This window comes from Actinotalea sp. JY-7876 (assembly GCF_014042015.1).
GTDB lineage: Bacteria > Actinomycetota > Actinomycetes > Actinomycetales > Cellulomonadaceae > Actinotalea.
On sequence record NZ_CP059493.1, the window covers coordinates 1,142,864 to 1,167,042 of the forward strand.

A 24,179-nucleotide genomic window follows, 5' to 3' on the forward strand; every position below is an offset into this window, starting at 1 on the left:
TCCTGGGACGTGAAGGGACTGGTTGCGAGGACGGGCCAGGTCCTTCACCGCGGTGCTCCCAGGCTGGCAGGCGGCGGCGCCCGCGGGCACGTGAATATCCGGGCGCGAGGGCCTCCCGAGGCCCGGGACGGGGCGTCGGCTCGTCGCGCGAAGGGCTGCACGCGATGCGATGCTCACCAGATGTCAGCAACGAGCTCCGGGTGGGTCGCCGGCGCGCGTCGGCGCGCCGCCGAGGTGTGGGGACGGCGCACATGGGTCACGGACCACGGGCCGCAGGTCGCGATCGTCGTCGGCCTCCTGCTCGTCGTGCTGGGGACCGCCGGGTTCTTCGGGGTCTTCGACGCCGTGCAGGAGAGGGACGACCTCGCGGAGCTGGACACCCCCGTCCTCGAAGGGCTCGCGCAGGCGCGCAGCGCGCCCGTGACGGCGGTCCTCACGGTGATCACGACGGTCACCGGCCCGGAGATCCTGCCGGTGCTCGTCCTCGTGGGGACGCTGACGTGGGGCTTCTGGCGCAAGCAGTGGTGGCAGGCGGGTCTGCTCGCCGGCGCGATGATCGCCTCGACGCTCGTCTCGGTCCTCATCAAGTCGGCGGTCGCCCGGCCCCGGCCGCCCGTCGACACGATGGTCGAGGCGGGGGTGGAGACCACCTACTCCTTCCCCTCGGGCCACACGATCGGCACGGCGACCCTGCTGCTCGTGGTCGGGTACCTCGCCTGGATCCGCGAGCCGCGCGTCGCGTCGCTCGTCAGGTGGTTCCTCGGTGTGGTCCTCGGGGTGGCGGTCGTGGCGCTGAGCCGGCTGTACCTCGGGTACCACTTCGTCACGGACGTCGTGGCGTCCGTCGCGCTGGCGGTCGCGGTGCTGGGAGGGGTCGTGGTCGTCGACCGGCGTCGTGCGGCCCGGGCCGCGCGGGTCACCGCCGACGCCTGACGCGGACCACCCGGGCGGCGCGCCCCCGGCAGGATTCGAACCTGCGACCTGCGGATTAGAAGTCCGATGCTCTATCCACTGAGCTACGGGGGCCGGCGCACCCGGACGTCGCTGTGCCGAAAAATGGCACTTGACCTGCGATGACGCAAATGCGGCCCCATCGTACACGCGGCCCGCCGCCCGCCGCCGGGAAGACGGCGACGCGCTGCTCGGCGCGGTCGTTTGGCCGCCGACGCGCCGCACGGGAGGATGGTCCCGTGACCATGGCACCGAGCACCTCAGGGCTCCCGCCAGCGGTCCGTACCGGTGTCGAGGGGCGTCCGACCGGCCTCGCCCGGTCGGCGACGGCGTCGGTCGAGCAGCGGCCGCGCGCGAGCGCCTCGCTGCTGGACGCGGTCAGCGACCTGCGCCGCGACGTGGACGCCACGCGCTTCCCGCTGCCGCTCCCGGGGGTCCGGGAGGCCGAGGAGCGCCGGGTGCAGCTGCTCGACCAGCTCGACGACCACCTGCTGCCCCGCCTGCGTGAGCTCTCCGCCCCGGCCGTCGTGGTCGTCGCGGGCTCCACGGGCGCCGGCAAGTCGACCCTGGTGAACTCGATCGTCGGTCGGGAGGTGAGCACCGCGGGCGTGCTGCGGCCGACGACGCGGCGTCCCGTCCTGGTGCACCACGGTGCCGACACCGAGCTGCTCGCCGACCACCCGCTGCGCGACGCGGTCGACGTCGTGGTGAGCGACGAGGTGCCGCGGGGCATCGCGCTCGTCGACGCGCCCGACCTCGACTCGCTGGTGGAGAGCAACCGGAGCACGGCGCACCGCCTGCTCGAGGCCGCGGACCTGTGGGTCTTCGTCACCACCGCCGCGCGCTACGGCGACGCCCTGCCCTGGCAGGTGCTGGACCGCGCCGCGCTGCGCGGGACCTCGATGGCCATGGTGCTGAACCGGGTGCCGGACGACGCGCTCGTGACCATCCGGACCGACCTCATGGCGCGGCTGCGCGCGCGGGGCCTCGCGGCCGTGCCGCTCTTCATGGTCAAGGACCTCGGCCCTCACGAGGGCCTGCTGCCGCCCGCCGCCGTGGCGCCGATGCGCCGGTGGCTCGCGATGGTCGCGGGTCCCGACCGGGCGCGCGCCGTGATCACCCGCACGCAGCGCGGTGCGATCGCGGCCCTGCGCCCGTGGGTCGAGGAGCTGGCCGACGCCGTGCAGGCGCAGGTCGACGCCGCGTCGGCGCTCGGCGCGGTCGTCGAGGAGGCGCTCGGCCGCACGGCGGACGCGGCGGTCGGCGCGGCACGCGAGGGCGCCGTGGTCGCCGGTCCGGTGCGGGCACGCTGGCGCGGCGCGGAGCAGCGTCGACTGCTCGCGCGGCGCGTGCCGCGGCGTCGCCGCGCCGAGCGCGACCGGGAGCTGGCGGCGCTGCGCGACGACGTCGTGCGGGCCGTCGCCGTCGTGCTCGCGGAGGCGAGCGCCGCCGGTCGCGCCGGCGTGCGGTCGGCCCTCGCGGCCAGCAGCCTGGCGGGAGCGCCGGCCGTCGTGACCGCGCTCGACGCGCAGGGCGCACCGCTCGCGACGTCCGACGACGGGCGCGCCGCGGGTGAGGGGCACGCCCGGGCCGCCGCCGCCCAGTGGGCGGCCGCGACCGGCGGGACGGGCCACGCCGCCCTCGACCGTCGGTGCGGGCCCGAGGCCGGCGCCGTCGTGGTGGCGGCCGCCGCCGGGCTCGAGCCGGCGCGTGCGCTCGTGTCCGAGGTCCTGGGCGACGCGGGTGGCGAGGTGGTCGAGCGCGGGACGCAGGAGCTGCTCGCGCTCGTGGCCGCCGAGGTCCGCCGGGGCGGGGAGCCCGGGCGGGCCGTGCTCGACGCTCCGGACCTCGCGGCCGACGCGGCCTCGCTGCTGCGCCTGCGGGGCGCCGTGCTGAAGGCGGTCCGATGACGACGGATGAGGCGATGACGACCCCCGGGCCGGGCGCAGGCGTGCGCACGGCCGCGCTGCTCGAGCGCGTGGCCCGGCTCGAGGGCGCGGTCGACGCGGTCGGGAGCCGGGTGCCGACCGCGACGTCCGCCGCGGTGCGACGCGCGCTCACCACGGTGCGGGAGCGCCTCGCCCTCGGCGCCGACCACACCGTCGTGGCCCTGGTGGGCGGCACCGGATCGGGCAAGTCGAGCCTGTTCAACGCGCTCAGCGGGCTGGCCTTCGCGGACGTCGGTGTGCGGCGCCCCACGACGGCCGAGCCCTCCGCGTGCGTCTGGGCCCACGACGCGACGGCCCTCCTCGACTGGCTCGACGTGGCACCGGACCGCCGGATCGTGCGCGAGAGCGCCCTCGACGGCGAGTCGCAGGCCGACCTGCGCGGCCTGGTCCTGCTCGACCTGCCCGACCACGACTCGGTGGAGCCGGCGCACCGCGAGGTGGTCGACCGGCTGCTCCCGCTGGCCGACCTGCTCGTCTGGGTCGTCGACCCGCAGAAGTATGCGGACGACGCGCTGCACGCCGGGTACCTGCGGCGGCTCACCGGGCGCGACGCGGCGATGCTCGTGGTGGTCAACCAGACCGACACGGTCCCGGAGCACGCTCGGGCCGGCCTGGTCGACGACGTCGCCCGTCTGCTCCAGGCCGACGGCCTGCCGGGCGTCGCGGTGCACGCCGTCTCCGCCCGTACGGGCGAGGGCGTGCGGGAGCTGCGCCGCGTCCTGGCGGATCACGTCGCGGGCAGCACGCTGGCCGAGGTCCGTGCCGCCGCCGAGATCGACGGGGCGGCGCTCCTGCTGGCGCGCGACCTCGGGTCGTCGGAGACGGCGCCGGAGGAGCTCCCGCGGGCCGAGGCCGTCGACGCGCTCGCGGACGCCTCCGGGCTCGCCTCGGCGGTCGGCGTGGTCGCGGCCGGTCCGGGGCGTGGCCGCACGGTCCGCGCGTTCGTCGAGCCCGTGCAGCGCGACCGGGTGGCCCGGCTGCGCTCCCGCTGGGCCGAGGCCGCCTCGGCCGGGCTGCCGGCGAGCTGGCGCGCCGCGATCGACGCGGTGCTGCCCGACCACCGGGCGTTGAGCGCCGCGGTCGACGACGCCCTCGCGGGCGTGCCGCTGGAGGGACGGCGGACCGCGGCGGTGACCGTGCTGCGGGTGCTCGCCGTGCTGCTCGGCGTGGCCGGCCTGGTCGCCCTCGGGCTGGCGGTCGCCGCCGGGGCGGGGGACGGCGGGCCCCTGCTCCCGGGCGCCGTGGCGGCCGGAGCGCTGGTCCTCGCGGTTCTCGCGTGGTTCCTCGCGGGCCGGTCGGCCCGCGCGGCGGCGCAGCGCGACGCGCAGTCCGCGGCGGCGGCCGCGCGCGAGGCGATCGGCCGCGTGGTCGACGAGCGCCTCGTGGTCCCCGTCGCGGCGGTGCTCGGTGAGCACCGGGCGGCCCGCGAGGCGACGGCGCCGTCCGCGGTGTCGTCCACAGGTCGACACCTCGACGGCCTGTCCACAGGCTGACGGGTCCCTCCCGCCGCGCCCACGCGAGGCGCGCGACCGTGGTCCCGCCGCCGGAGCGACCGGCGGGGGACAGGAGGACCTGATGAACGCGCAAGGACTGTCGGTGACCGTCGTCGGCTGGGTGGCGACCCCGCCCAAGGAGATCCACGGCACCGGGGTGCCCTACACGAGCTTCCGCCTCGCGACGACCCCGCGGCGGTTCGACAGCCGCACGGGTGGGTGGGCCGACGGTCGCACCGAGTGGATCACCGTCAAGGCGTTCCGGGACGTCGCCCACAACGTCGCCGAGTCGGTCCGCAAGGGCGACCCGATGCTCGTGCACGGTCGGCTGCAGACCGAGGAGTGGCAGGGGGAGAACGGCCCCCGCACCACGCTCGTGCTCGAGGCCTCGGCCCTGGGGCACGACCTCACGCGCGGCCGGACGCGGTTCGCCCGCGTCGTCCGCACGGCCCCCGGGGAGCCGGCGGCTGCCGCGCGCGACGCGGACGGCGCGGCCGCCCCGCTGCCCGACACCGAGGACCCGTGGGCGACGGACGGCGCGCCCGCACCCGACGACGCCGAGGAGCGGGACGGCAGCGAGGAGCCGGACGGTGCGGCGGCGGACGGGTCGTCGACCCGGCTCGAGGACCTGGTGGACGCGGACGGCGGCGCACGGACGCCGTAGGCTGGCGGGTGTTCCGGCGCCAGTGATCGCGACCTGGCCGGACCCCGACGCCCTCGAGACGAGCAGGAGCAGATCTGCGTGGCTGAGTTCATCTACACCATGTACAAGGCGCGCAAGGCGCACGGTGACAAGGTCATCCTCGACGACGTCACCATGAGCTTCTACCCCGGCGCCAAGATCGGCGTCGTCGGTCCCAACGGCGCGGGCAAGTCCACGATCCTCAAGATCATGGCGGGCCTGGAGCAGCCGTCGAACGGTGAGGCGCGGCTCTCGCCCGGCTACACCGTCGGCATCCTGCTGCAGGAGCCCCCGCTCGACGAGTCCAAGACGGTGCTCGGCAACGTCGAGGACGGCGTGCGGGAGATCAAGGACAAGCTCGACCGGTTCAACCAGATCTCCGAGGAGATGGCGTCGCCCGACGCCGACTACGACGCGCTGCTCGACGAGATGGGCAAGCTGCAGGAGGCGATCGACGCCGCCAACGCGTGGGACCTCGACTCGCAGCTCGAGCAGGCGATGGACGCGCTGCGCTGCCCGCCCCCGGACGCCGACGTGTCGGTGCTCTCCGGCGGTGAGCGGCGCCGCGTCGCCCTGTGCAAGCTGCTCCTCGAGAAGCCGGACCTGCTGCTGCTCGACGAGCCCACCAACCACCTCGACGCCGAGAGCGTGCTCTGGCTCGAGCAGCACCTGTCGCAGTACGAGGGCGCGGTCCTGGCCGTGACCCACGACCGGTACTTCCTCGACCACGTCGCGGAGTGGATCGCCGAGGTCGACCGCGGTCGCCTGTACCCGTACGAGGGCAACTACTCGACGTACCTGGAGAAGAAGCAGGCGCGCCTGGAGGTCCAGGGCAAGAAGGACGCCAAGCTCGCGAAGCGTCTCAAGGACGAGCTCGAGTGGGTGCGCTCGTCGGCCAAGGGCCGCCAGACCAAGTCCAAGGCCCGCCTCGCCCGGTACGAGGAGATGGCCGCGGAGGCGGACCGCACGCGCAAGCTGGACTTCGAGGAGATCCAGATCCCGCCGGGCCCCCGGCTCGGCAGCGTGGTCATCGAGGCGAAGGACCTGCGCAAGGGCTTCGACGACCGCGTGCTGATCGACGGGTTGTCGTTCTCCCTGCCGCGCAACGGCATCGTCGGCGTCATCGGCCCGAACGGCGTCGGCAAGACGACGCTGTTCAAGACGATCGTCGGCCTCGAGCCGCTCGACGCCGGTGACCTGCGGGTCGGCGAGACGGTCAAGCTGTCCTACGTCGACCAGTCGCGCGGCGGCATCGACCCGAAGAAGACCCTGTGGGAGGTCGTCTCGGGCGGGCTCGACTTCATCAAGGTCGGCAACGTCGAGATGCCGTCCCGCGCCTACGTCGCGGCGTTCGGGTTCAAGGGTCCGGACCAGCAGAAGCCGGCCGGCGTGCTGTCCGGCGGTGAGCGCAACCGCCTCAACCTGGCGCTGACGCTCCAGCAGGGCGGCAACGTCCTGCTGCTCGACGAGCCGACCAACGACCTCGACGTCGAGACCCTCGGCTCCCTCGAGAACGCGCTGCTCGAGTTCCCGGGCTGCGCCGTCGTGGTCTCCCACGACCGGTGGTTCCTCGACCGGGTCGCGACGCACATCCTCGCCTACGAGGGGACCGAGGAGGACCCGGCCCGCTGGTACTGGTTCGAGGGCAACTTCGAGGCGTACGAGGCGAACAAGGTCGAGCGCCTCGGCGCCGACGCCGCGCGCCCGCACCGCGTGACGTACCGCAAGCTCACGCGCGACTGACGCGAACGGCCTCGACCGGCAGCAGGGTCGGGCTCCTCGGAGCCCGGCCCTGCTGCATGATCGGACCGGCTGCGCGAGACTGACCGGGACGCCGACGACGGGAGCGCGCGTGACGTGGACGGACGAGGGTGCCGAGCGGCTCGCCACCGGCCTGGGCGCGCTGCGCTCGGCGGTCGCCGAGCTGCGGCTGCCCCTCGACCTGCCGGGGGCCGCTGAGGACCGGCGCGCGGCGGCTGCGCTCGTCGACCACCTCGACGACTACCTCGTCCCGCGCGTGCGCCAGCTCGGCGCACCGCTGCTGGCCGTCGTGGGCGGCTCGACCGGCGCAGGCAAGTCCACCCTGGTCAACAGCATCGTGGGCGCGCAGGTGACGCCCGCGGGCGTGCTGCGACCCACGACCCGGTCGCCCGTGCTCGTGCACCACCCCGACGACACCGCCTGGTTCAGCACCGACCGCGTGCTGCCTCGCCTGCCCCGCGTCACCGGCCCGGACGCCGAGGGACGCGCGCTGCGCCTGGCGCCCGACCCGGCCGTCCCGCGGGGGATCGCGCTGCTGGACGCGCCGGACATCGACTCCGTCGTCGCGGCGAACCGTGAGCTCGGCGAGGAGCTGCTCGGCGCCGCGGACCTGTGGGTCTTCGTCACGACGGCGGCGCGGTACGCCGACGCGGTGCCGTGGGACCTGCTCGCCGACGCCGCGCGGCGGCGGGCGGTGGTGGCGATGGTGCTCAACCGCGTCGACCCCGGTGCCGAGGCGGCCGTCCGCGAGCACCTCGCCGGGATGCTGACGGAGCGCGGGCTGGCGGACACGCGCATCTTCGCGGTCGCGGAGTCGCGCCTGGACGCCGGTCTGCTGCCGCGCGACGCCGTCGCCGAGCTGTCCGGCTGGCTGCACCGGGTCGCGGGCGACGCCGCCGCCCGCCAGGCCGTCGTCCGCCGCACCGTGCGCGGCGCCGTCGACGACGTCGTGGCGCGCGCTCCCGCGCTGGCGGACGCCGCCGACGCGCAGGTGGCGCACGTCGCCCGCCTGCGGGAGATGACCGCCGCCGCCTACCGGGAGGCCGCCCGCGACGTCGAGACGGCCACCCAGGACGGCACCATGCTGCGCGGCGAGGTCCTCTCGCGCTGGCAGGAGTTCGTCGGCACGGGCGAGCTGTTCCGGGCGATCGAGAGCCGCGTGAGCACGTGGCGCGACCGGCTGAGCGCCTTCCTGCGCGGCCGGCCCGCCCCGGAGCCCGTCACCGCCGCGATCGGCCACGGCCTCGTCGACCTCGTGCAGGACGCGGCGGACCGCGCGGCGGACCGCACCTACGCCGCGTGGCGCGCCGACCCGGCGGGCCGCCGGCTCGTGGACGGCCTGCGGCTCAGCCGCTCCTCGGTCGACCTGCGGGAGCGCATCAGCGCCGAGGTGCGCGCCTGGCAGGCCGGCGTGCTCGACCTCGTCTCCACGGAGGGCGCCGACAGGCGCCTCACGGCACGCGTCCTGTCGTTCGGCGTCAACGGGCTGGGGGCGGCGCTCATGGTCGCGATCTTCGCCTCGACCGGCGGGCTGACCACGGCCGAGGTCGGGGTCGCCGGCGGCACGGTGGTCCTCGCCCAGCGCCTCCTGGAGGCCGTGTTCGGGGACGACGCGGTGCGGCGGCTGACCCGGACGGCGCAGGAGGACCTCGCGGCCCGCATGAGCCGGCTGCTCGACGAGGAGGCGGACCGGTTCACGTCCGGACTCGACGCGCTGGACCTCACCCCGCGGGCCGGCGAGACGATCCGCCTGGCGGCGCAGCAGGTCGCGCTCGCGGCACCCGTCGCCGAGGCCGAGACCGAGGTCGCCGCGGCGGACGCCGCCCTGGCGGACGTCGCCGCCGGCCCCGGTGAGCCGGGCGACGTCGACGGGCAGGGCGAACCGGGTGGGCTGCGCGGATGGTGGCGGCGGCTGTGGGAGGTCTGAGCGTCGCGGAGCGCCTCGACGCGCTCACCGAGGCGGTGCGCGCGGGCGCCGACGTGCTCCCCGGCGACGTCGTCGACGCCGCGCGCGTGCTCGAGGAGCGCGCCGGGCGCCGGCTGCGGCTCTCGGGGGACCACACGGTCGCGGCGCTCGCGGGCGCCACGGGCTCGGGCAAGTCGTCGCTGCTCAACGCCCTGGTGGGGGAGCCGCTCGCCGCCGTCGACGTGCTGCGCCCGACGACGTCGGAGGCGCTCGCGGTGGTGCGCGGCCAGGAGGGGTCGGCGGCGCTGCTCGACTGGCTCGAGGTGCGCCGCCGGCACCAGCTCGCGGAGCCCTCGCCCGGTGCGGCGGGCGACCGGGTGGGCGGGCTCATCCTGCTCGACCTGCCGGACCACGACTCCGTCCGCACGGAGCACCGGCTCGAGGCCGAGCGGCTGGTGGCGCTCGTGGACCTGATGGTCTGGGTCCTCGACCCGCAGAAGTACGCCGACGCCGCGGTCCACGAGCGCTACCTGCGCGGCCTGGCGGAGCACCGGGACGTCATGCTCGTGGTCCTCAACCAGGTGGACCGGCTCTCCGACGCCGAGCGGCGCGCGTGCCACGCGGACCTGGAACGGCTGCTGGCCCAGGACGGCCTGGCCGGGGTCCGCGTGCTCGACGTCTCCGCGCGCACCGGTGAGGGCGTCGACGCGCTGCGCGCCGCGCTCGACGCCGCGGCCGCGCGCCGGATGGCCGCCCAGGAACGCGTCCGGGCCGACGTCGTGCGCCTGGCCCACGAGGTGCAGGCGTCGTGCGGGCCCGTGCGCCGCGGCCGTGGCACCGCGGGGGCGACGTCGGCGCTGGTCGACGCGCTCGCGGGCGCGGCGGGGGTCCCGGCCGTCGCCGAGGCGGTGCGCGTCTCGCGGCTCCAGCGGGCGCGCCGCGCGACCGGCTGGCCGCCGACGCGGTGGCTCGGGCGGCTGCGCGTCGACCCGTTGCGGCGGATGCACCTGCGGGCCGGGGGGACGTCCGGCCGCGCGGGCCGCGGCGACGACGACCCGGCCGACGTCGTCCGCACCTCCGTGCCGCGGCCCGGCCCGGCCGAGCTGGCGCGCGTGCGCGCCGCGGTGCGCCGCCACACCGACGAGGCGACGGCCGGCCTGCCCGACGGCTGGGTGCTCGCGGCCCGCGCCCGGACCCAGGAAGGCCCGTCCGCGACCGAGCTGCCCGACGCCCTGGACCGCGCCGTCGCGGGCACGCGTGTGCTCAGCGACCGTCGGCCCGTGTGGTGGTCGGTGGTCGGCGCGCTGCAGTGGCTCGCCCTCCTGGTGGCCCTGGCCGGGCTCGGTTGGCTGGCCGTGCTGTGGGGGCTGGACGCCTTCCGGCTGCCGGTCATCGAGCCGCCGGTGTGGGACCAGGGCCAGGTGCAGGTGCCCGTCCCGACGCTCGCGGTCGCCGGCGGGGTGCTCGTGGGCCTGCTGCTCGCCCTGCTCTCGCGGGTCGCGGCGGGCATCGGGGCGCGGCGGCGCGCCCGGCGGGCCACCGCGCACCTGCGTGCGGCGGTCGAGCAGGTCGCGCAGACGCACGTCGTCGCGCCCGTGCAGGAGGTGCTCGACCGGCACGACGCGTGCGCACGCGCGGCGGCGCGCGCCGCCGGCTGACCGTCCTCACCCCCGTCCGGACGGCACTATGGGGCGCATGACCCGACTCCACGTCCCCGTGCCCCTGCGCTGGGCGGACCTCGACGCCTACGGCCACGTCAACAACGTCGAGGTGCTGCGGCTCCTCGAGGAGGCGCGCATCGCGGCGTTCTGGCGCCACGGCGAGGACGCGGGCGTGCTGCCCACGGCCGTGCTCGACGCCGACCCGGGGGCGGGCACCCACACCCTCGTGGCCCGTCAGGAGATCGAGTACCTGCTGCCGATCTCCTACCGGCGCGAGCCCCTGGTGGTCGAGCTCTGGATCGGCCACCTGGGCGGCGCGAGCATCGAGGTGTGCTACCTGCTCACCACGGGGGACGAGCCGGAGCGCCGCGTCTTCGTCCAGGCCGCGACCACGCTGGTGCTCATCGACGCCGCGACCGGGCGACCGCGACGCATCACCGAGGCCGAGCGCGCGACGTGGGGGGAGTACCTCGAGGAGCCGCTGGTCCTGCGCCGCCGCGGCGGCCGGGCGACGGGCGGGGCCGACGTCACCGTGCCGCGGTGAGCGGGCGGGGTAGCGGTCCCCCCGGCGAGCCCTCGCGCCCCCGGGCCCGCCGCTCGGCCTCGGCCGCCATGCCCCGCTGCATGCCGCCGAACACGACGCCGTGGAACGGCGCGACGGTCCACCAGTAGAGCTGGCCGGGCAGTCCGTGGGGATGGAAGGTCGCCACCTGGCGCAGGGTGGAGCCGCCGTCGGGCTCGGGGCGCACGGCGAGCTCCAGCCAGGCGAGGCCGGGTACACGCATCTCCGCCCGGAGCCGGATCATGCGACCGGGGACGACCGCCTCGACGCGCCAGAAGTCCACGGCGTCGTCGACCAGCAGACGGCGCGGGTCCCGGCGCCCGCGGCGCAGGCCCGGCCCGCCCGAGAGCCGGTCGAGGAGCCCGCGCACGCGCCAGGCGAGCGGCCAGGAGTACCAGCCGCGCTCACCACCCACCTCCTGCAGGACCTCCCACACCACCTCGGCGGGGGCGTCGACGTGGGTGCGCCGCTCGTCCCGGTAGAGGGAGCCGCCCGCCCAGTCCGGGTCGCTCGGCAGGGGGCCGCTCGGTGCGCCGGGGACCGAGGCCGACGACCAGCGCGTCGCCACGTCCGCGTCCTGGATCTTCGCCAGGGCGAGGCGCACGGCGTCGTCGAAGCCCACGAGCCCCTCGGGCGGGTCGGGCACCCAGCGGGCGATGTCGTGCTCGTCGCACACGACCTCGTGGACCAGGGACTCCACGAGCGGTCGCGCGAGCGGCCCGGGCACCGGCGTGACGAGGGAGACCCACAGGCTCGACAGGCGCGGGGTGAGCACACCGACGCCCACGATGACGCGCCGGCGCAGCCCCGCGACGGCCGCGTACCGCTGCATCATCTCGCGGTAGGTGAGCACCTCCGGCCCGCCGATGTCGAACGCGCGGTCGACCTGCGGCGGCATGGTGGCGCTGCCCACCAGGTAGCGCAGCACGTCGCGGATCGCGATCGGCTGGATGCGGTTGTCGACCCAGCGCGGCGTCGTCATCGCCGGCAGGCGCTCGGTGAGGTACCGCATCATCTCGAACGACGCCGAGCCCGAGCCGAGGATGACGGCGGCCCGCAGCACCGTGGTCGGCACGCCCGAGGCGAGGAGGATCTCGCCGACCTCCTTGCGCGACTCCAGGTGCGGTGAGAGGTCCTCACCGTCCGGGTACAGCCCGCCGAGGTAGACGATGCGGCCGACGCCGGCCTCGCGCGCGGCCTGCGCGAACGTGAGCGCCGTCCGCCGGTCCCTCGCCTCGAACCGCCGCCCGGACCCGAGGGAGTGGATGAGGTAGTAGGCGACGTCGACGCCCGTCAGGGCCGCGCGGATCTGGTCCAGCTCCTGCGCGTCCGCCTCGACCAGCTCGACGTCCTCGGCCCAGTCCCGCCCCTCCAGCCGGCGCGGGTTGCGGGCGACGGCCCGGACCCGGTGACCGGCGGCCAGCAGCTCGGGCACGAGCCGGCCGCCGACGTACCCCGTGACGCCCGTGACGGCGATCGACAGTCCCATCGACCGAGCGTAGGTCGGTCGGGTCGCCCCCGCACCGCCCTCCGTTCCGGTGGTGGCCCGCGGACCGCGGGCCTACGTTCGCTGCAAGGGGCGAGCAAGGGGGAGCCGTGACGACGACCGACTCGACGGCGGGTGCGCCGAAGCAGGAGCAGTTCGACACGGGGCGGGCGGTGCTGCTCGCGACGGTCGCCGCGCTGGGCGGCTTCCTGTTCGGCTTCGACACCGCCGTCATCAACGGCGCGGTCACCGCCATCCGCGACCAGTTCGAGATGGGCGCCGGCCTCACGGGCTTCGCCGTCTCGTCGGCGCTGCTGGGCTGCGCGCTCGGCGCCTGGGGCGCCGGGCGGCTCGCCGACCGGCAGGGCCGCATCCGCGTCATGCTGATCTCGGCCGTGCTGTTCACGGTGAGCGCGATCGGGTCGGGCCTCGCCGTCGGGGCGTGGGACCTCATCGCGTGGCGCGTCGTCGGCGGCCTGGGCGTCGGGGCGGCGTCGGTCATCGCGCCCGCCTACATCGCCGAGATCTCGCCCGCCTCGATCCGTGGACGGCTGGGCTCGCTCCAGCAGCTCGCGATCGTCACCGGCATCTTCGTCGCGCTGCTGACCGACTACTTCCTGGCCACCGCCGCGGGCGGGGCCGCCGAGGAGCTGTGGCTCGGGCTCGAGGCCTGGCGCTGGATGTTCATGTCCGAGGCGCTGCCCGCGGTCATCTACGGGATCCTCGCGCTGCAGATCCCCGAGTCACCGCGCTACCTGGTCGCTCGGGGGCGGGACAAGGAGGCGCGCCGGGTGCTGGGCCAGGTGCTCAAGTCGGGCATCGACCAGCGGCTGGCGGAGATCAAGCGCACGGTCTCGATCGAGCGGCGCTCGTCGTTCCGGGACCTGCGCGGGCCCGCGCTGGGCCTGCTGCCGATCGTCTGGGTCGGTATCGCGCTGTCGCTGTTCCAGCAGTTCGTCGGGATCAACGTCATCTTCTACTACTCCTCGACGCTGTGGCGCAGCGTCGGGTTCAGCGAGGACGACGCGCTCCTGCAGACGGTCATCACGTCGGTCACGAACATCGTCGTCACGGTCGTGGCGATCGCGATCATCGACAAGGTGGGGCGCCGCCTGCTCCTGCTCGTGGGGTCGGCCGGCATGGTCGTGAGTCTCGGGGTGCTGGCCGCGACCTTCGCGCAGGCGCGGCTGGTCGACGGCGAGCCGGTGCTCGACGGCGCCGCGGGCGTGACCGCGCTGGTCGCCGCGAACGGGTTCGTGGTCTTCTTCGGCGCCTCCTGGGGGCCCGCGGTGTGGGTCCTCCTCGGCGAGATGTTCAACAACAAGATCCGTGCCAGCGCGCTGGGCCTCGCTGCGGCGGCCCAGTGGATCGGCAACTTCGTCATCTCGACGTCGTTCCCGGCGCTGTCGTCCGTCGGCCTGAGCCTGGCGTACGGCCTCTACACCTTCTTCGCGCTGCTCTCGTTCTTCTTCGTGCTGAGGTTCGTCAAGGAGACCAAGGGCCGCGAGCTCGAGGACATGGAGTAACGGCCCGCGTCGCGGTGAGCAGGGCGGCTCAGGTCAGCAGGTCGATGAGGGCGCGCTCGGCCGCGGCCCGCGTGCGACGCCGCCCGATCGTGCGCCCGCGCTCCCACAGGTCGATCAGGCGCGGGTCGATGTACGAGGCCCGGCAGACCGCCGGTGTGTTGCCGAGCTCGTCGGAGACCTCGCGCACGACCTGCGAGACGACGCGCCGACGGGCGCGCTCGCTCCGCGGCGGGTCCCCGGCCTCGGCGAGGGCCGCGGCCGCGAGGACGCTCGCGTGCCACGTCCGGAAGTCCTTGGGACGCGCGTCCGGCCCGAGCCGCTCCTTGACGTACGCCTGGATGTCCGCGGTGGCGACGTCCTTCCAGGCGCCGTCCTCCTCGTCGAACCACGCCAGCAGCTCGGGGTTGGCGTCGTCGCGGTCACGCAGCTCGCGCACCAGGCGTGCCACGACCGGGTCGTCGACCTGGCTGTGCCGCTCCTGGCCCGACTTGGCGGGGTAGGTGAAGCTCACCGTCTCGCCGTCCACCCGCACGTGCTCTCGCCGGACGGTCGCGAGGCCGTAGCTGCCGTTCTGCTTGGCGTACGTCTCGCCACCGGCGCGGAAGTACGCCTCGTCGAGCAGGCGGAACGCCAGCGCCAGCGCCTTGCGCCGCGGCATCCCCGGCAGCTCCAGGTCGGCCGTGACCTTGCGCCGGGCCCGGGGCAGCCGGCGCGCCATGAGCAGCACCTGCTCGTGCTTGGCGCGGTCGCGCCGCGCGCGCCACTGCGGGTGGTAGAGGTACTGGCGCCGGCCGGCGTCGTCCGTCCCCATGGCCTGGATGTGCCCGTTCTCGGCCGGGGAGATCCACACGTCCTTCCACGCCGGGGGGATGACCAGGCCGGCGCACCGGGCGATCACCTCGGGGTCCGTGAGGCGCTGGCCCTGGTCGTCGAGGTAGATCACGCCCCGGCCCTGGCGCCGCCGCGTCCATCCCGGATCGCTGGCACGGACCCGGCGCAGTCGAGGCATGCGCACAGTGTGCGGGGCCCGGCGTGCTCCGGCACGCCGAGCGCGCTGCTCAGCCGGGCAGCCGGACCATGCCCTCCTGGGCGATCGTCGCGACCAGCGACCCGTCGCGCGTGTAGACCCGGGCGGCCCCGAGGCCGCGCCCGCCCTGCGCCGAGGGCGCGGACTGGACGTACAGCAGCCACTCGTCCACGCTCACCGGCCGGTGCCACCACATCGCGTGGTCGAGGCTCGCGATCGACAGGTCACGCGTCGCCCAGCTCGCGCCGTGCCGGCGCAGCAGCGGCTCGAGCATGACCTGGTCGCACGCGTAGGCCAGCAGCGCGCGGTGCAGCACCTGGTCCTGCGGCAGCGGCCCCCGCGCGCGCATCCAGACCATCTGCCGGTCGGTGACCTGATCGGCCGGGTCGAGGTAGATCGAGCCCTCGACGTGCCGCAGGTCGAACGCGCTCGCCTGGGTCCAGAACGCCGCGACGGGGTGGTCGACGGCGGCCAGGAGGTCCATCGCGCTGGGCACCGAGTCGGGCTCGGGCACGTCATGGGGCGGGACGTCGGCGTGCTCGACACCGCCCTGCTCGACCTGGAACGACGTCGTCATCGACAGGATCGGCACGCCGCCCTGCAGCGCGTGCGTGCGGCGCGCGCTGAAGGAGCGGCCGTCGCGCAGCCGCTCGACCTGGAACGTGATCGGCTGCGTCACGTCGCCCGCGCGCAGGAAGTACCCGTGGATCGAGTGGGGGAGCCGCTCGGGGTCGACGGTGCGCGCCGCCGCCAGCAGCGTCTGGGCGAGCACCTGGCCACCGAAGACGCGGCCGCCCGGCTTGGGCAGGCTGCCGCCGGTGAAGGTGTTCTCGTCGACCTCGTCGAGCTCGAGGACGTCCAGCACGGTGGCGAGCGGGTCCGGCGTCACGACAGGCATGCGGGTGGGGTCGGGCATGGGCTCCTCAGTCCTCGAACGTGTTGACCATCGCGTGCGCGGCGCGCTCGAGGTAGTCCCACAGGGTGGCGTGCTGCAACGGCGGCAGCGCGAGCGAGTCGAGCGCGGTGCGCATGTGGCGCAGCCAGGCGTCGCGCGCGGCCGGGTTGACGCGGTAGGGGTGGTGACGCATCCGCAGGCGCGGGTGGCCCCGGGTGTCGCTGTAGGTGGTGGGCCCGCCCCAGTACTGCTCGAGGAACAGCTGGAGGCGGTCCGCGGCCGGGCCCAGGTCGGTCTCGGGGTACATCGGGCGCAGCAGCGGGTCCTCCGCGACGCCCTCGTAGAACGCGGCGACGAGGCGGCGGAAGGTCTCGCTGCCCCCGACCGAGGCGTGGAACGAGTCGGTCAGGCCAGGTCCCGGGGCCCCGGAGTCGGCGGAGGTCACACACCCATTGTCGCGTACGCCACGGCCCGGGTCCGTGCGCGCCGGGCGACGTGGGTCACACCGCGTGCGCGCGTCCGGCTCAGTGCTGCGGGGTCGTGAGGAACCCCTCGAGCGCGTCGAGCGCCCCCTCGGCGCCCTCACCCTCGGCGGCCAGGACGACGTCCTCGCCACCCTTGGCGCCGAGGGCCATGACGGCGAGGATGCTCGACGCGGAGGCCGGGGTGCCGCCCTCCTTGCGGATGGTGACCGGGACCGGCTGCGCGCCGGCGAGCTGGACGAACAGGGCGGCCGGCCGGGCGTGCAGGCCCTCGGGGACGGCGACGGTGACGGTGCGCTCGGGCACGGGGGCCTCATCTCTTGACGTGCGGGTGGGGGCGGGCGGACGTGCGGCGCGCCGGACCGGGCCCCCTGCCGGTCCGGCGCGCCCTGCGCTCAGGCCTGCGTGGTGCCGGGCCGCTGCGTCGTGGTGGTGCCCGACGTGCTCGACGTCGTGCCCGACGTCGAGCTGCTCGCGACCGCGGGGACCGGCTCGCCGGCCGGCTGGTCGACCAGGACGGTGCTCTGGTCGCCGGCGTCGTCGTCCTCACGGCCCGGGGTGCGCAGGTTCCACTTCGTGATGACGAACCGGAACAGCACGTAGTAGATGACCGCGTAGGCCAGGCCGATGACGACGAGCAGGAGCGGCTGCTCGGCGATGCGGAAGTTCAGCAGGTAGTCGATCGCACCGGCCGAGAACCCGAAGCCGGAGCGCACGTCCAGCGCGTTGACGAGCGCGAGCGAGGTACCCGTGAGGATCGCGTGGATGACGTACAGCGGGTACGCCACGTAGACGAACGCGAACTCGAGCGGCTCGGTGACGCCCGTGACGAACGCGACGAGCGCGGCGGAGCCCATGATGCCCGCGATGACCTTGCGCTTGCCCGGCTTCGCCGTGTGGACGATGGCGAGCGCGGCCGCCGGGAGGGCGAACATCATGATCGGGAAGAAGCCGGCCTGGAAGATGCCGGCGGTGGGGTCGCCCGCGAGGAAGCGCGGGATGTCGCCGTTGACGACGGTGCCCGCCGCGTTCTCGTACTCGCCGAACTGGAACCACGGCACCGAGTTGAGGATGTGGTGCAGGCCCAGCGGGACGAGCAGGCGGTTGAGCGTGCCGAAGACGAAGCCGCCGAGCACCGCGGAGCCGGTGACCCAGTCGCTGACGCCGCCGAGCACGGCGTCGAAGCCGCGGTAGAGGAACGCACCGACGACCGCGACGAGGATCGCCGCGAAGGCCGTGACGATGGGCACGAAGCGGCGGCCGCCGAAGAACGCGAGGTAGGCCGGCAGCTTGATCCGGTAGAAGCGCTGGTAGAGCAGCGCGGCGACGAGGCCGATGACGATGCCGCCGAGCACGCCGTAGTTGATGAGCTCCTGCTCCTCGCCCTCGGCCGGCGCGCCGAGCACGAAGGGCGACATCGCGGTGGAGACGCCCTTGAACACGAGGTAGCCGATGAGCGCGGCCAGACCCGTCGAGCCGTCGGACTTGCGGGCGTACCCGATCGCGACGCCGAGCGCGAAGATCACCGGCAGGTTGTCCATGAGGGCACCACCGGCCGCGGCGAGCACGGCGGCGACCGGCAGGAGCCAGTCGCCCCACGCGCCGGCGAGCCCGTCGGCACCGAGCATGTCGGGCTGGCCGAGCCGCAGGAGCAGCGCCGCGGCCGGCAGGGAGGCGATCGGCAGCATGAGCGAGCGGCCGATGCGTTGGAGCTGGGCGAGTCCGGGGATCTGCCGCTTCTCGCGGGCCTCGGTGGCGGTGGTGGCGGTCATGGGCGCGGGCACTCCTCAGGTCGGTGTGCGGGCGTCGGCGGGCACCGGCGCACGGGTCGCCAGGGCACGTCGCGCACGGATGGGGCGGCTCCCGGACCGGCGGCTGCGACGGTTCCGGGCTGGCTGGACAAGAGTGCGCTAGATGTCTGGACCAGTTGGCGATCACCATGGTGGAATGGCGCCGCCGGTGTCAACCACCCGGCGCGATCCACCCGACGACGTGCGGAACCGAGAGGCGGTGCGGCCTGGTGCGTCACTCCGTGCTCAAGTACGTGCGCGTGCGCGACTACCTCCGCTCCCTGGTGACCCACGAGCTCTCGGTCGGCGACGCGATCCCGTCGGAGCGGGTGCTGTGCGACCGGTTCGCCGTCTCCCGCATGACCGTGCGCCAGGCCGTCGACGCGCTCGTGGTCGAAGGGCTGCTGCACCGCGAGCAGGGGCGCGGGACGTTCGTCGCCCCCTCGAAGCTCGACCTCGAGGTGCGGCTCGCCTCGTTCGGCGAGGAGATGCGCCGACGCGGCATGGTGCCCTCGAGCCGCGTGCTCGCGGTCGAGGAGGTGCCCGCCTCGCCCGACATCGCGGACGCGCTGGACCTGGTGCCCGGGGAGCCCGTGCACTACCTGCACCGCGTCCGGCACGCCGACGGGGAGCCGATGGCGATCGAGCAGACCTGGGTCCCCACGGCGCTCGCGCCGTCGTTGATCGCGGACGGTGCTCCCGAGAGCATCTACGGCGAGCTGCGCCGGCGCGGCATCGACCCGGACTGGGGGGAGGACACGGTGGCGGCGTCGGAGGTGGACGCCCAGGACGCGGCGCTGCTGGGCCTGCGCCCGGGTGCCGCGGTGCTGCGCCTCGCCCGGCGCACGTTCGCGGGCGACGTCGCGTGCGCCTACTCGCGCTCGTCCTACCGGGCGGACCGCTACGTGCTGTGGGTGCCGCTGCGCGCGCCGCGGCCGGCCCTCACGCCGCGCGGCGAGGCCGGCGCGGCTCCCGCATCGATGGCCGGCGCGGGCAGGACCGATGTGCACGACGACGGAGGAGGAACGTGAGCTCGCAGGACCAGGCGGTCAAGATCCTCGCCGCGCTCGGCGGGGTCGAGAACATCGTCGACATCGAGCCGTGCACCACGCGCCTGCGGTCGGAGGTGCGCGACACCGGACGCGTCGACGTCCCGGCGCTCAAGGCGGCGGGAGCGCACGGCGTCATGGTGGCCGGGCGTGTCGTCCAGGTCGTCGTGGGGCCGACCGTGGACGTCCTCGCCAGCGATCTCGAAGACCTGATGTGACTACTGTTGACGGTCGGCGACAGAGCCGCCGTCGCGAACGAGGAGGAATCGATGAGCAAGGCTGAGCAGATCCTGGCGGCCCTGGGTGGCGACGCGAACATCATCGACCTGGAGCCGTGCATCACGCGGCTCCGGGTCGAGCTGGAGGACCCGTCGCTGCTGGACGAGCCGGCCCTCAAGGCGCTCGGTGCCTTCGGCGTGGTGCGCTCGGGCAAGGTCGTGCAGGTCGTCGTCGGACCGGAGGCGGACACGCTGGCCTCGGACATCGAGGACCTGCGCTGATGCCGCTGACCCTCGTGGCGCCGGTCGCCGGCACGGTGCTGGCCATGGCCGACGTGCCCGACCCCGTCTTCGCGGGCGCGATCGTGGGCCCGGGCCTCGCGATCGACCCGGACACCGGCGCGGGCGACAGCGATGCCGTCGCGCCGGTCGACGGGACCATCGCGAAGCTGCACCCGCACGCCTTCGTCGTGCAGGTGGACGAGCAGCACGCCGTCCTGGTGCACCTGGGGCTGGACACGGTCCAGCTCGCGGGCGAGGGCTTCACGCTCCACGTCGCCGAGGGTGACCGCGTCAGCACCGGCCAGCGCATCGTGAGCTGGGACGCGGCCGCGGTCGCGGCCGGGGGTCGGTCGCCGGTGTGCCCGGTCGTCGCCATCCAGGGCGAGACCGGCGCCGTGCGCGGGCTCGTCGAGCCGGGTGACGCGGTCGCCGCCGGGACGCCCTTCCTCGAGTGGGCGTGACGGCGGGCTCGCCGGGGCTCTCCGACCTGTCGGGGCGGGCGTCGGCCGCCACCGACGTCGAGGCCGCGCTCGCCGCACGCCTCGCGCGCCCCGGCGCCGGGCTGCTGCTCGACCTCGACGGGACGCTCGTCGACAGCGAGCCGCTGCAGCGCGCGGCCTTCGCCGACTACTTCGCCGAGCGCGGCTGGGACGTCCCCGACGCCGTCGTGCGGCAGTTCATGGGCCGGCGCGCGGTGGAGGTCTTCCCCGTGCTCGACGGTCCGTGGCGCGGCGAGGACCCCGTGGCCCTGACCGACGCCGTCGTCGCGCAGCTCGGGCGGACCGACGCGGTCCCCGCCGTGGTGCCGGGCGCCGCCGAGCTGCTCGCGCTGTGTGCCGACGTCGGGCTGCCGGCGGCGATCGTGACGTCGGCCCGGCGCGAGTGGGTCGAGCGCGCGCTCGCGGCGCTGCGCACCCAGGTTCCCGGCCTGGCCGCCCCGCCGATGGTCACGGCCGAGGAGTGCGTCGAGGGCAAGCCGCACCCGGAGCCCTACGAGCGCGGCGCGCGCCTGCTCGGCCTCGCCCCGGACGGCCTCGTGGCGGCCGAGGACGCACCGGCCGGCATCGCCTCGGCCCGCGCGGCCGGCGTGGGGTACGTGGTCGGCCTCACGACGAGCAACGCCCCGCACGAGCTGCCCGGCGCCGACGTCGCCCTGCCCGACCTGCGGCTCGTCGTCGCGGCGCTGGCAGGCGGCCGCTCGAGCTGACGCGCGCTACGCCGGGCCGGCGCCCTTGGCCTTGTCGGGCCCGGCGGCGCGCTCGCGCTCCACGAGCACCTCGCGCCGGGGCAGGGCCAGCGCGACGCCCTCGCGCCCGAGCGTCTCGCGCAGGCGCGCCCGCAGCTCGCGCTGGATCTGCCACTGCTTGGAGGGCGCGGTCCGGACCACGACGCGCAGCATGACCGACTCGCCCGTGAGGTCCTCGAACGAGGTGACCTCGGGCTCGTCCAGCAGGAGGGGACCGAGCGTCTCGTCGGTGACCAGCGTCCCGGCGGCCTCGCGGAGGAGGCCCTCGACGCGCTCGACGTCCTCGCCCGGGTCGACCCGCACCTCGACGACGGCCCGCGACCAGCCCTGCGTCATGTTGCCGACGCGCAGCACCTCGCCGTTGCGGACGTACCAGAGCGTGCCGTTCATGTCCCTGACCTGGGTCACGCGCAGCCCGACGGCCTCCACGGTGCCGGACGCCTCCCCGAGGTCCACGACGTCGCCCACGCCGTACTGGTCCTCGACGAGCATGAAGAGCCCGGAGATGAAGTCCTTGACGAGCGTCTGGGCCCCGAACCCGAGCGCGACGCCGGCGACGCCCGCGGAGGCGAGGACCGGCCCCAGGTCCCAGTGGTTGATGTTGGCGACGGCCGTGAGCACGGCGATGGCCACGAGGAACGCCGCCGAGGAGCGCAGCACCGAGCCCATCGTCTCGGCGCGCTGGACGCGGCGCGCGACCATCAGGGCGCTGGACTCGGCCATCCCGGCGGTCACGCGGGTGCTCATGAGGAGGCGCCGTGCGCCGCTGCGCATCTTCGCGCCGCCCGTCACGACGGAGCGGACCGTCCGCGTGATGAGCCACCGGGACAGGGCCAGCAGGATCAGGCCGATGACGACGGCGACCGCGCTCTTCAGCGGCGCGCCGAGGAGCCAGTCGAACCACCGGCCCGAGGTCTCGGCCAGGTCGGTCGCCAGGCGCAGCGGGGGACGGGTCAGCAGGACGGCAGGCACGGTCGCCAAGGCTAGTTCGCCCCCGCCGTCGCGGCGACGGCCCCGACGCGGGCCGCGTCGAGCCCGGTCTGCCGCGCCACGAAGGCGAGCTGCTCGGACGTGAGGCCCAGCGTGCGGCTGAGCGAGCGGCCGCCGTGGCCCACGCCGGTTTCCCGGCGCAGCAGGACCGGCGCCCCCGCGGGCGACGCCGACGTCGCGTGCTGCAGCGCCGCGCACGTCTTGCGGGCGTGCAGGGGGTCGACGCGCGTGTCGCCCTCGAACACGGTGAAGAGCACCGCGGGGTACGCCGGCCCGGCGCCGGCCCGCTCGCCGGCCGCGACCGCGCGGTGGTAGGGCGAGTAGCCCAGCAGCCAGTCCAGCTCCTGCGGCACGGCCGCGTCCCCGTACTCCTCGGTCCACGTCACCCCGAGGCCGAAGTGCTGGTAGCGGACCATGTCGAGCAGCGGGGCGCTGCACACGGCGGCGGCCGCGAGGTCCGGCCGCTGGGTCACGAAGGCGCCGACGAGGAGCCCGCCGTTCGACCCGCCCCACACGGCGAGGCGGTCCGGGGTGGTCCAGCCGTCGGCCACCAGCCGCTCGGCCGCCGCGTGGGCGTCGTCGAAGACGTTCTGCTTGTGGGCGCGCATCCCGGTGCGGTGCCACTGCTCGCCCTCCTCGCCGCCGCCGCGCAGGTTCGCGACGACGTACGCGCCGCCCGCCTCGACCCACGCCAGGGCGGTCGCCGAGTACGCGGGGTCGAGGCTGATCTGGAAGCCGCCGTAGCCGTAGAGGATCGTCGGCAGCGGCCCGCGGGGCAGGCCGGCGTCGTCGAGCAGGTCCGCGCGGGCGACGACGAGCATCCGCACCGGCGTCCCGTCGGCGCTCGGGAAGGTGACCTGCCGGGCGCGCACCTCGGGCAGGTGCGGCAGGGTCCCGGGAGGTGAGGCCCAGCCGGTGACCTCGCCCGTGCGGGCGTCCCAGCGGTGGATCGCCGTCGGCGTGGTCGTGTCGGTCCAGCCGAACCACAGCTCCCGGCCGCCCGTCGGCCGACGGCGCAGGCCGGCGACCGTGCCGAGGCCCGGCAGCGGGACGCGTCCCCGCGGGCCGGGCAGCGCCGCGCCGTCCAGCGGGTCGTGCACGGTCAGCTCGCTGACCGAGTGCCTGGTCCACAGCGCGACCAGCTCGGTGGGGCGGCACGCGGCCTCGTCGCCGTCGCCGTCGTCGAGGAGGACGACGCCCTGGAGCACCGCCTCCGGGTCCTCCGCGAGGAGCGTGCGCCAGTGCTCGGGTCCGGGGCGGGACGGGTCCGTCACCGCGAGGCGCCCGCGGGGGGCGTCGAGGTCGGTGTGCAGGTACAGGCGTCCGTCGCGTCCCACCCAGGCCGACGTCTCCGCGTCGCGCCCCACCACCACGGGGCGCAGGTCGGGGGTCGGCGGCGCCGACGCGTCGAGGTCCGCGATCCAGACGTCCGTGCGCGGCGCCGTCCCGGCCGACGCGCTGACGAGGAGCCAGCGTCCGTCGCGCGTGACGCTGACCCCGAAGTACGTCGTCCGGTCCAGCCCGGCACCGAAGACCTCGACGTCGGTGGCCGGGTCCGTCCCCACCCGGTGGAGCCAGACGCGGCGGTGGTACTGCTCCTCGCCCGCCGGCACGAGGGCCGGCTCGAGGCGGCGGACGTAGAAGAACGCCTCGCCCCCGGGCAGCCACGCGACCGGCGAGTAGCGGGCGCGGTCGATCGGGCCGTCGACGAGCTCGCCGGTGGCCACGTCGAGCACGTGCAGGACGCTCTCCTCGGTGCCGCCGCTCGAGACCTGGTAGGCGAGCAGGTCACCCTCGATGCTCGGCTGCCACGCGTCCAGCGTGGTGGTGCCCGCCGGGTCCAGCGCCACGGGGTCGACCAGCGTGCGCGCCCGCCCGTCGGGTCCCACCAGCTGGACGACGGCGTGCTCGGCGTCCCCCGCGCGCCAGGAGCGGAAGTGGCTCTCCCCGCGCCAGACGGGCGTGCCGGTGCTCCCCGTCGCCATGAGCTCCGCGAGCCGCGCGCGCCAGCGGGCGACGTCGGCGGGCGTCCGGTCGGCGTCGCCGTCCCCGGTCCAGTAGCGGGCGAGGAGCGCGTCCTGCGCGGCCGACCACGCGCGCGTGTCGTCGGCGTCGGCGTCCTCGAGCCAGCGGTACGGGTCCGGGACGAGGCGCCCGTGCAGGTCGTCGACGACGTCGGAGCGCTCGGCCGGGGGATAGGGGCCCAGGGTCATGACCGCAGGC

Annotated in this window: 22 protein-coding genes and 1 tRNA gene; 14 read left to right on the forward strand and 9 right to left on the reverse strand. The window is 75.5% G+C overall.

Translation table 11 applies throughout. The annotated features are described in order from the left end of the window. Positions 1-180 precede the first annotated feature (180 nt). The gene (locus H2O74_RS05440; protein ID WP_182113475.1) at positions 181-933 is read left to right on the forward strand and encodes a phosphatase PAP2 family protein; all 753 of its coding nucleotides are present in this window, start codon (positions 181-183) and stop codon (positions 931-933) included. A gap of 20 nt (positions 934-953) precedes the next feature. Here H2O74_RS05440 and H2O74_RS05445 read toward each other — a convergent pair. Then, a tRNA-Arg gene (locus H2O74_RS05445) sits at positions 954-1,026 on the reverse strand. A 170-nt stretch (positions 1,027-1,196) separates the two neighbouring features. Between H2O74_RS05445 and H2O74_RS05450 the strand changes: the two genes are divergently transcribed. The 7 genes from H2O74_RS05450 (at position 1,197) to H2O74_RS05480 (ending at position 10,947) form a co-directional block, all read left to right on the forward strand. Next, positions 1,197-2,861: a GTPase domain-containing protein gene (locus H2O74_RS05450; protein WP_182114074.1), complete on the forward strand. Its 1,665-nt coding sequence runs from the start codon at positions 1,197-1,199 to the stop codon at positions 2,859-2,861. Beyond that, positions 2,858-4,393 (forward strand): GTPase, encoded by a 1,536-nt coding sequence (locus H2O74_RS05455; protein WP_182113476.1) that lies wholly within the window; start codon positions 2,858-2,860, stop codon positions 4,391-4,393. Before H2O74_RS05450 ends, H2O74_RS05455 begins: the two co-directional genes overlap by 4 nt. A gap of 82 nt (positions 4,394-4,475) precedes the next feature. Further along, positions 4,476-5,057: a single-stranded DNA-binding protein gene (locus tag H2O74_RS05460; RefSeq protein ID WP_182113477.1), complete on the forward strand. Its 582-nt coding sequence runs from the start codon at positions 4,476-4,478 to the stop codon at positions 5,055-5,057. A gap of 78 nt (positions 5,058-5,135) precedes the next feature. After that, on the forward strand, positions 5,136-6,818 hold the full coding sequence (gene ettA, locus H2O74_RS05465; RefSeq protein ID WP_182113478.1) for an energy-dependent translational throttle protein EttA: 1,683 nt from the start codon (positions 5,136-5,138) through the stop codon (positions 6,816-6,818). Positions 6,819-6,927: 109 nt separating this feature from the next. Next, positions 6,928-8,763, forward strand: coding sequence for a dynamin family protein (locus H2O74_RS05470; RefSeq protein ID WP_255491801.1), 1,836 nt, complete (start codon positions 6,928-6,930; stop codon positions 8,761-8,763). Beyond that, positions 8,751-10,400, forward strand: coding sequence for a GTPase (locus H2O74_RS05475; RefSeq protein WP_255491802.1), 1,650 nt, complete (start codon positions 8,751-8,753; stop codon positions 10,398-10,400). Before H2O74_RS05470 ends, H2O74_RS05475 begins: the two co-directional genes overlap by 13 nt. Positions 10,401-10,437: 37 nt before the next feature. After that, the gene (locus tag H2O74_RS05480) at positions 10,438-10,947 is read left to right on the forward strand and encodes a thioesterase family protein (RefSeq protein WP_182113480.1); all 510 of its coding nucleotides are present in this window, start codon (positions 10,438-10,440) and stop codon (positions 10,945-10,947) included. Here the strand turns inward: H2O74_RS05480 and H2O74_RS05485 are convergent. After that, positions 10,931-12,454 (reverse strand): SDR family oxidoreductase, encoded by a 1,524-nt coding sequence (locus H2O74_RS05485; protein ID WP_182113481.1) that lies wholly within the window; start codon positions 12,452-12,454, stop codon positions 10,931-10,933. The two genes, H2O74_RS05480 and H2O74_RS05485, sit on opposite strands and share 17 nt — an antisense overlap. 107 nt (positions 12,455-12,561) lie before the next feature. Between H2O74_RS05485 and H2O74_RS05490 the strand changes: the two genes are divergently transcribed. Then, a complete protein-coding gene (locus H2O74_RS05490; RefSeq protein WP_182113482.1) occupies positions 12,562-13,977 on the forward strand; it encodes a sugar porter family MFS transporter in 1,416 nt (471 codons plus the stop codon). 28 nt (positions 13,978-14,005) lie between these two features. Here H2O74_RS05490 and H2O74_RS05495 read toward each other — a convergent pair whose 3' ends face one another. From H2O74_RS05495 to H2O74_RS05515, 5 genes are all read right to left on the reverse strand, one after another. Further along, positions 14,006-14,986 carry a DNA topoisomerase IB gene (locus H2O74_RS05495; protein WP_182113483.1) on the reverse strand — a complete coding sequence of 327 codons (981 nt, stop codon included), beginning with the start codon at positions 14,984-14,986 and terminating at the stop codon, positions 14,006-14,008. A gap of 49 nt (positions 14,987-15,035) precedes the next feature. Next, complete coding sequence (locus H2O74_RS05500; RefSeq protein ID WP_255491803.1) at positions 15,036-15,920, reverse strand: acyl-CoA thioesterase II; 885 nt, start codon at positions 15,918-15,920, stop codon at positions 15,036-15,038. Between the two features lie 7 nt (positions 15,921-15,927). Further along, the gene (locus H2O74_RS05505) at positions 15,928-16,308 is read right to left on the reverse strand and encodes a globin (protein WP_182114077.1); all 381 of its coding nucleotides are present in this window, start codon (positions 16,306-16,308) and stop codon (positions 15,928-15,930) included. Between the two features lie 115 nt (positions 16,309-16,423). Continuing rightward, positions 16,424-16,687 (reverse strand): HPr family phosphocarrier protein, encoded by a 264-nt coding sequence (locus H2O74_RS05510; protein WP_182113484.1) that lies wholly within the window; start codon positions 16,685-16,687, stop codon positions 16,424-16,426. An 89-nt stretch (positions 16,688-16,776) separates the two neighbouring features. After that, positions 16,777-18,153, reverse strand: a complete 1,377-nt coding sequence (locus H2O74_RS05515) for a PTS transporter subunit EIIC (RefSeq protein ID WP_182113485.1) — start codon at positions 18,151-18,153, stop codon at positions 16,777-16,779. Positions 18,154-18,401: 248 nt separating this feature from the next. Here H2O74_RS05515 and H2O74_RS05520 point away from each other — a divergent pair, with 248 nt between their 5' ends. Genes H2O74_RS05520 through H2O74_RS05535 form a run of 5 tightly spaced genes read left to right on the forward strand, consistent with a single transcriptional unit; the run spans position 18,402 to position 20,927 of the window. Further along, on the forward strand, positions 18,402-19,202 hold the full coding sequence (locus H2O74_RS05520) for a GntR family transcriptional regulator (protein ID WP_255491804.1): 801 nt from the start codon (positions 18,402-18,404) through the stop codon (positions 19,200-19,202). Continuing rightward, positions 19,199-19,438, forward strand: a complete 240-nt coding sequence (locus H2O74_RS16465) for a glucose PTS transporter subunit EIIB (protein ID WP_188037401.1) — start codon at positions 19,199-19,201, stop codon at positions 19,436-19,438. The genes H2O74_RS05520 and H2O74_RS16465 overlap by 4 nt, the downstream gene beginning before the upstream one ends. Before the next feature lie 6 nt (positions 19,439-19,444). Next, positions 19,445-19,720, forward strand: a complete 276-nt coding sequence (locus tag H2O74_RS05525) for a glucose PTS transporter subunit EIIB (protein WP_255491805.1) — start codon at positions 19,445-19,447, stop codon at positions 19,718-19,720. Next, the gene (locus H2O74_RS05530) at positions 19,720-20,181 is read left to right on the forward strand and encodes a PTS glucose transporter subunit IIA (protein WP_182113487.1); all 462 of its coding nucleotides are present in this window, start codon (positions 19,720-19,722) and stop codon (positions 20,179-20,181) included. Before H2O74_RS05525 ends, H2O74_RS05530 begins: the two co-directional genes overlap by 1 nt. After that, on the forward strand, positions 20,178-20,927 hold the full coding sequence (locus tag H2O74_RS05535) for an HAD family phosphatase (protein WP_182113488.1): 750 nt from the start codon (positions 20,178-20,180) through the stop codon (positions 20,925-20,927). Before H2O74_RS05530 ends, H2O74_RS05535 begins: the two co-directional genes overlap by 4 nt. Before the next feature lie 6 nt (positions 20,928-20,933). Here the strand turns inward: H2O74_RS05535 and H2O74_RS05540 are convergent, their stop codons facing one another. Then, entirely contained in the window at positions 20,934-21,938 is a 1,005-nt protein-coding gene (locus tag H2O74_RS05540) for a mechanosensitive ion channel family protein (RefSeq protein ID WP_182113489.1), read from the reverse strand. A gap of 11 nt (positions 21,939-21,949) precedes the next feature. Next, the gene (locus H2O74_RS05545) at positions 21,950-24,169 is read right to left on the reverse strand and encodes a prolyl oligopeptidase family protein (RefSeq protein ID WP_182113490.1); all 2,220 of its coding nucleotides are present in this window, start codon (positions 24,167-24,169) and stop codon (positions 21,950-21,952) included. Positions 24,170-24,179 lie beyond the last annotated feature (10 nt).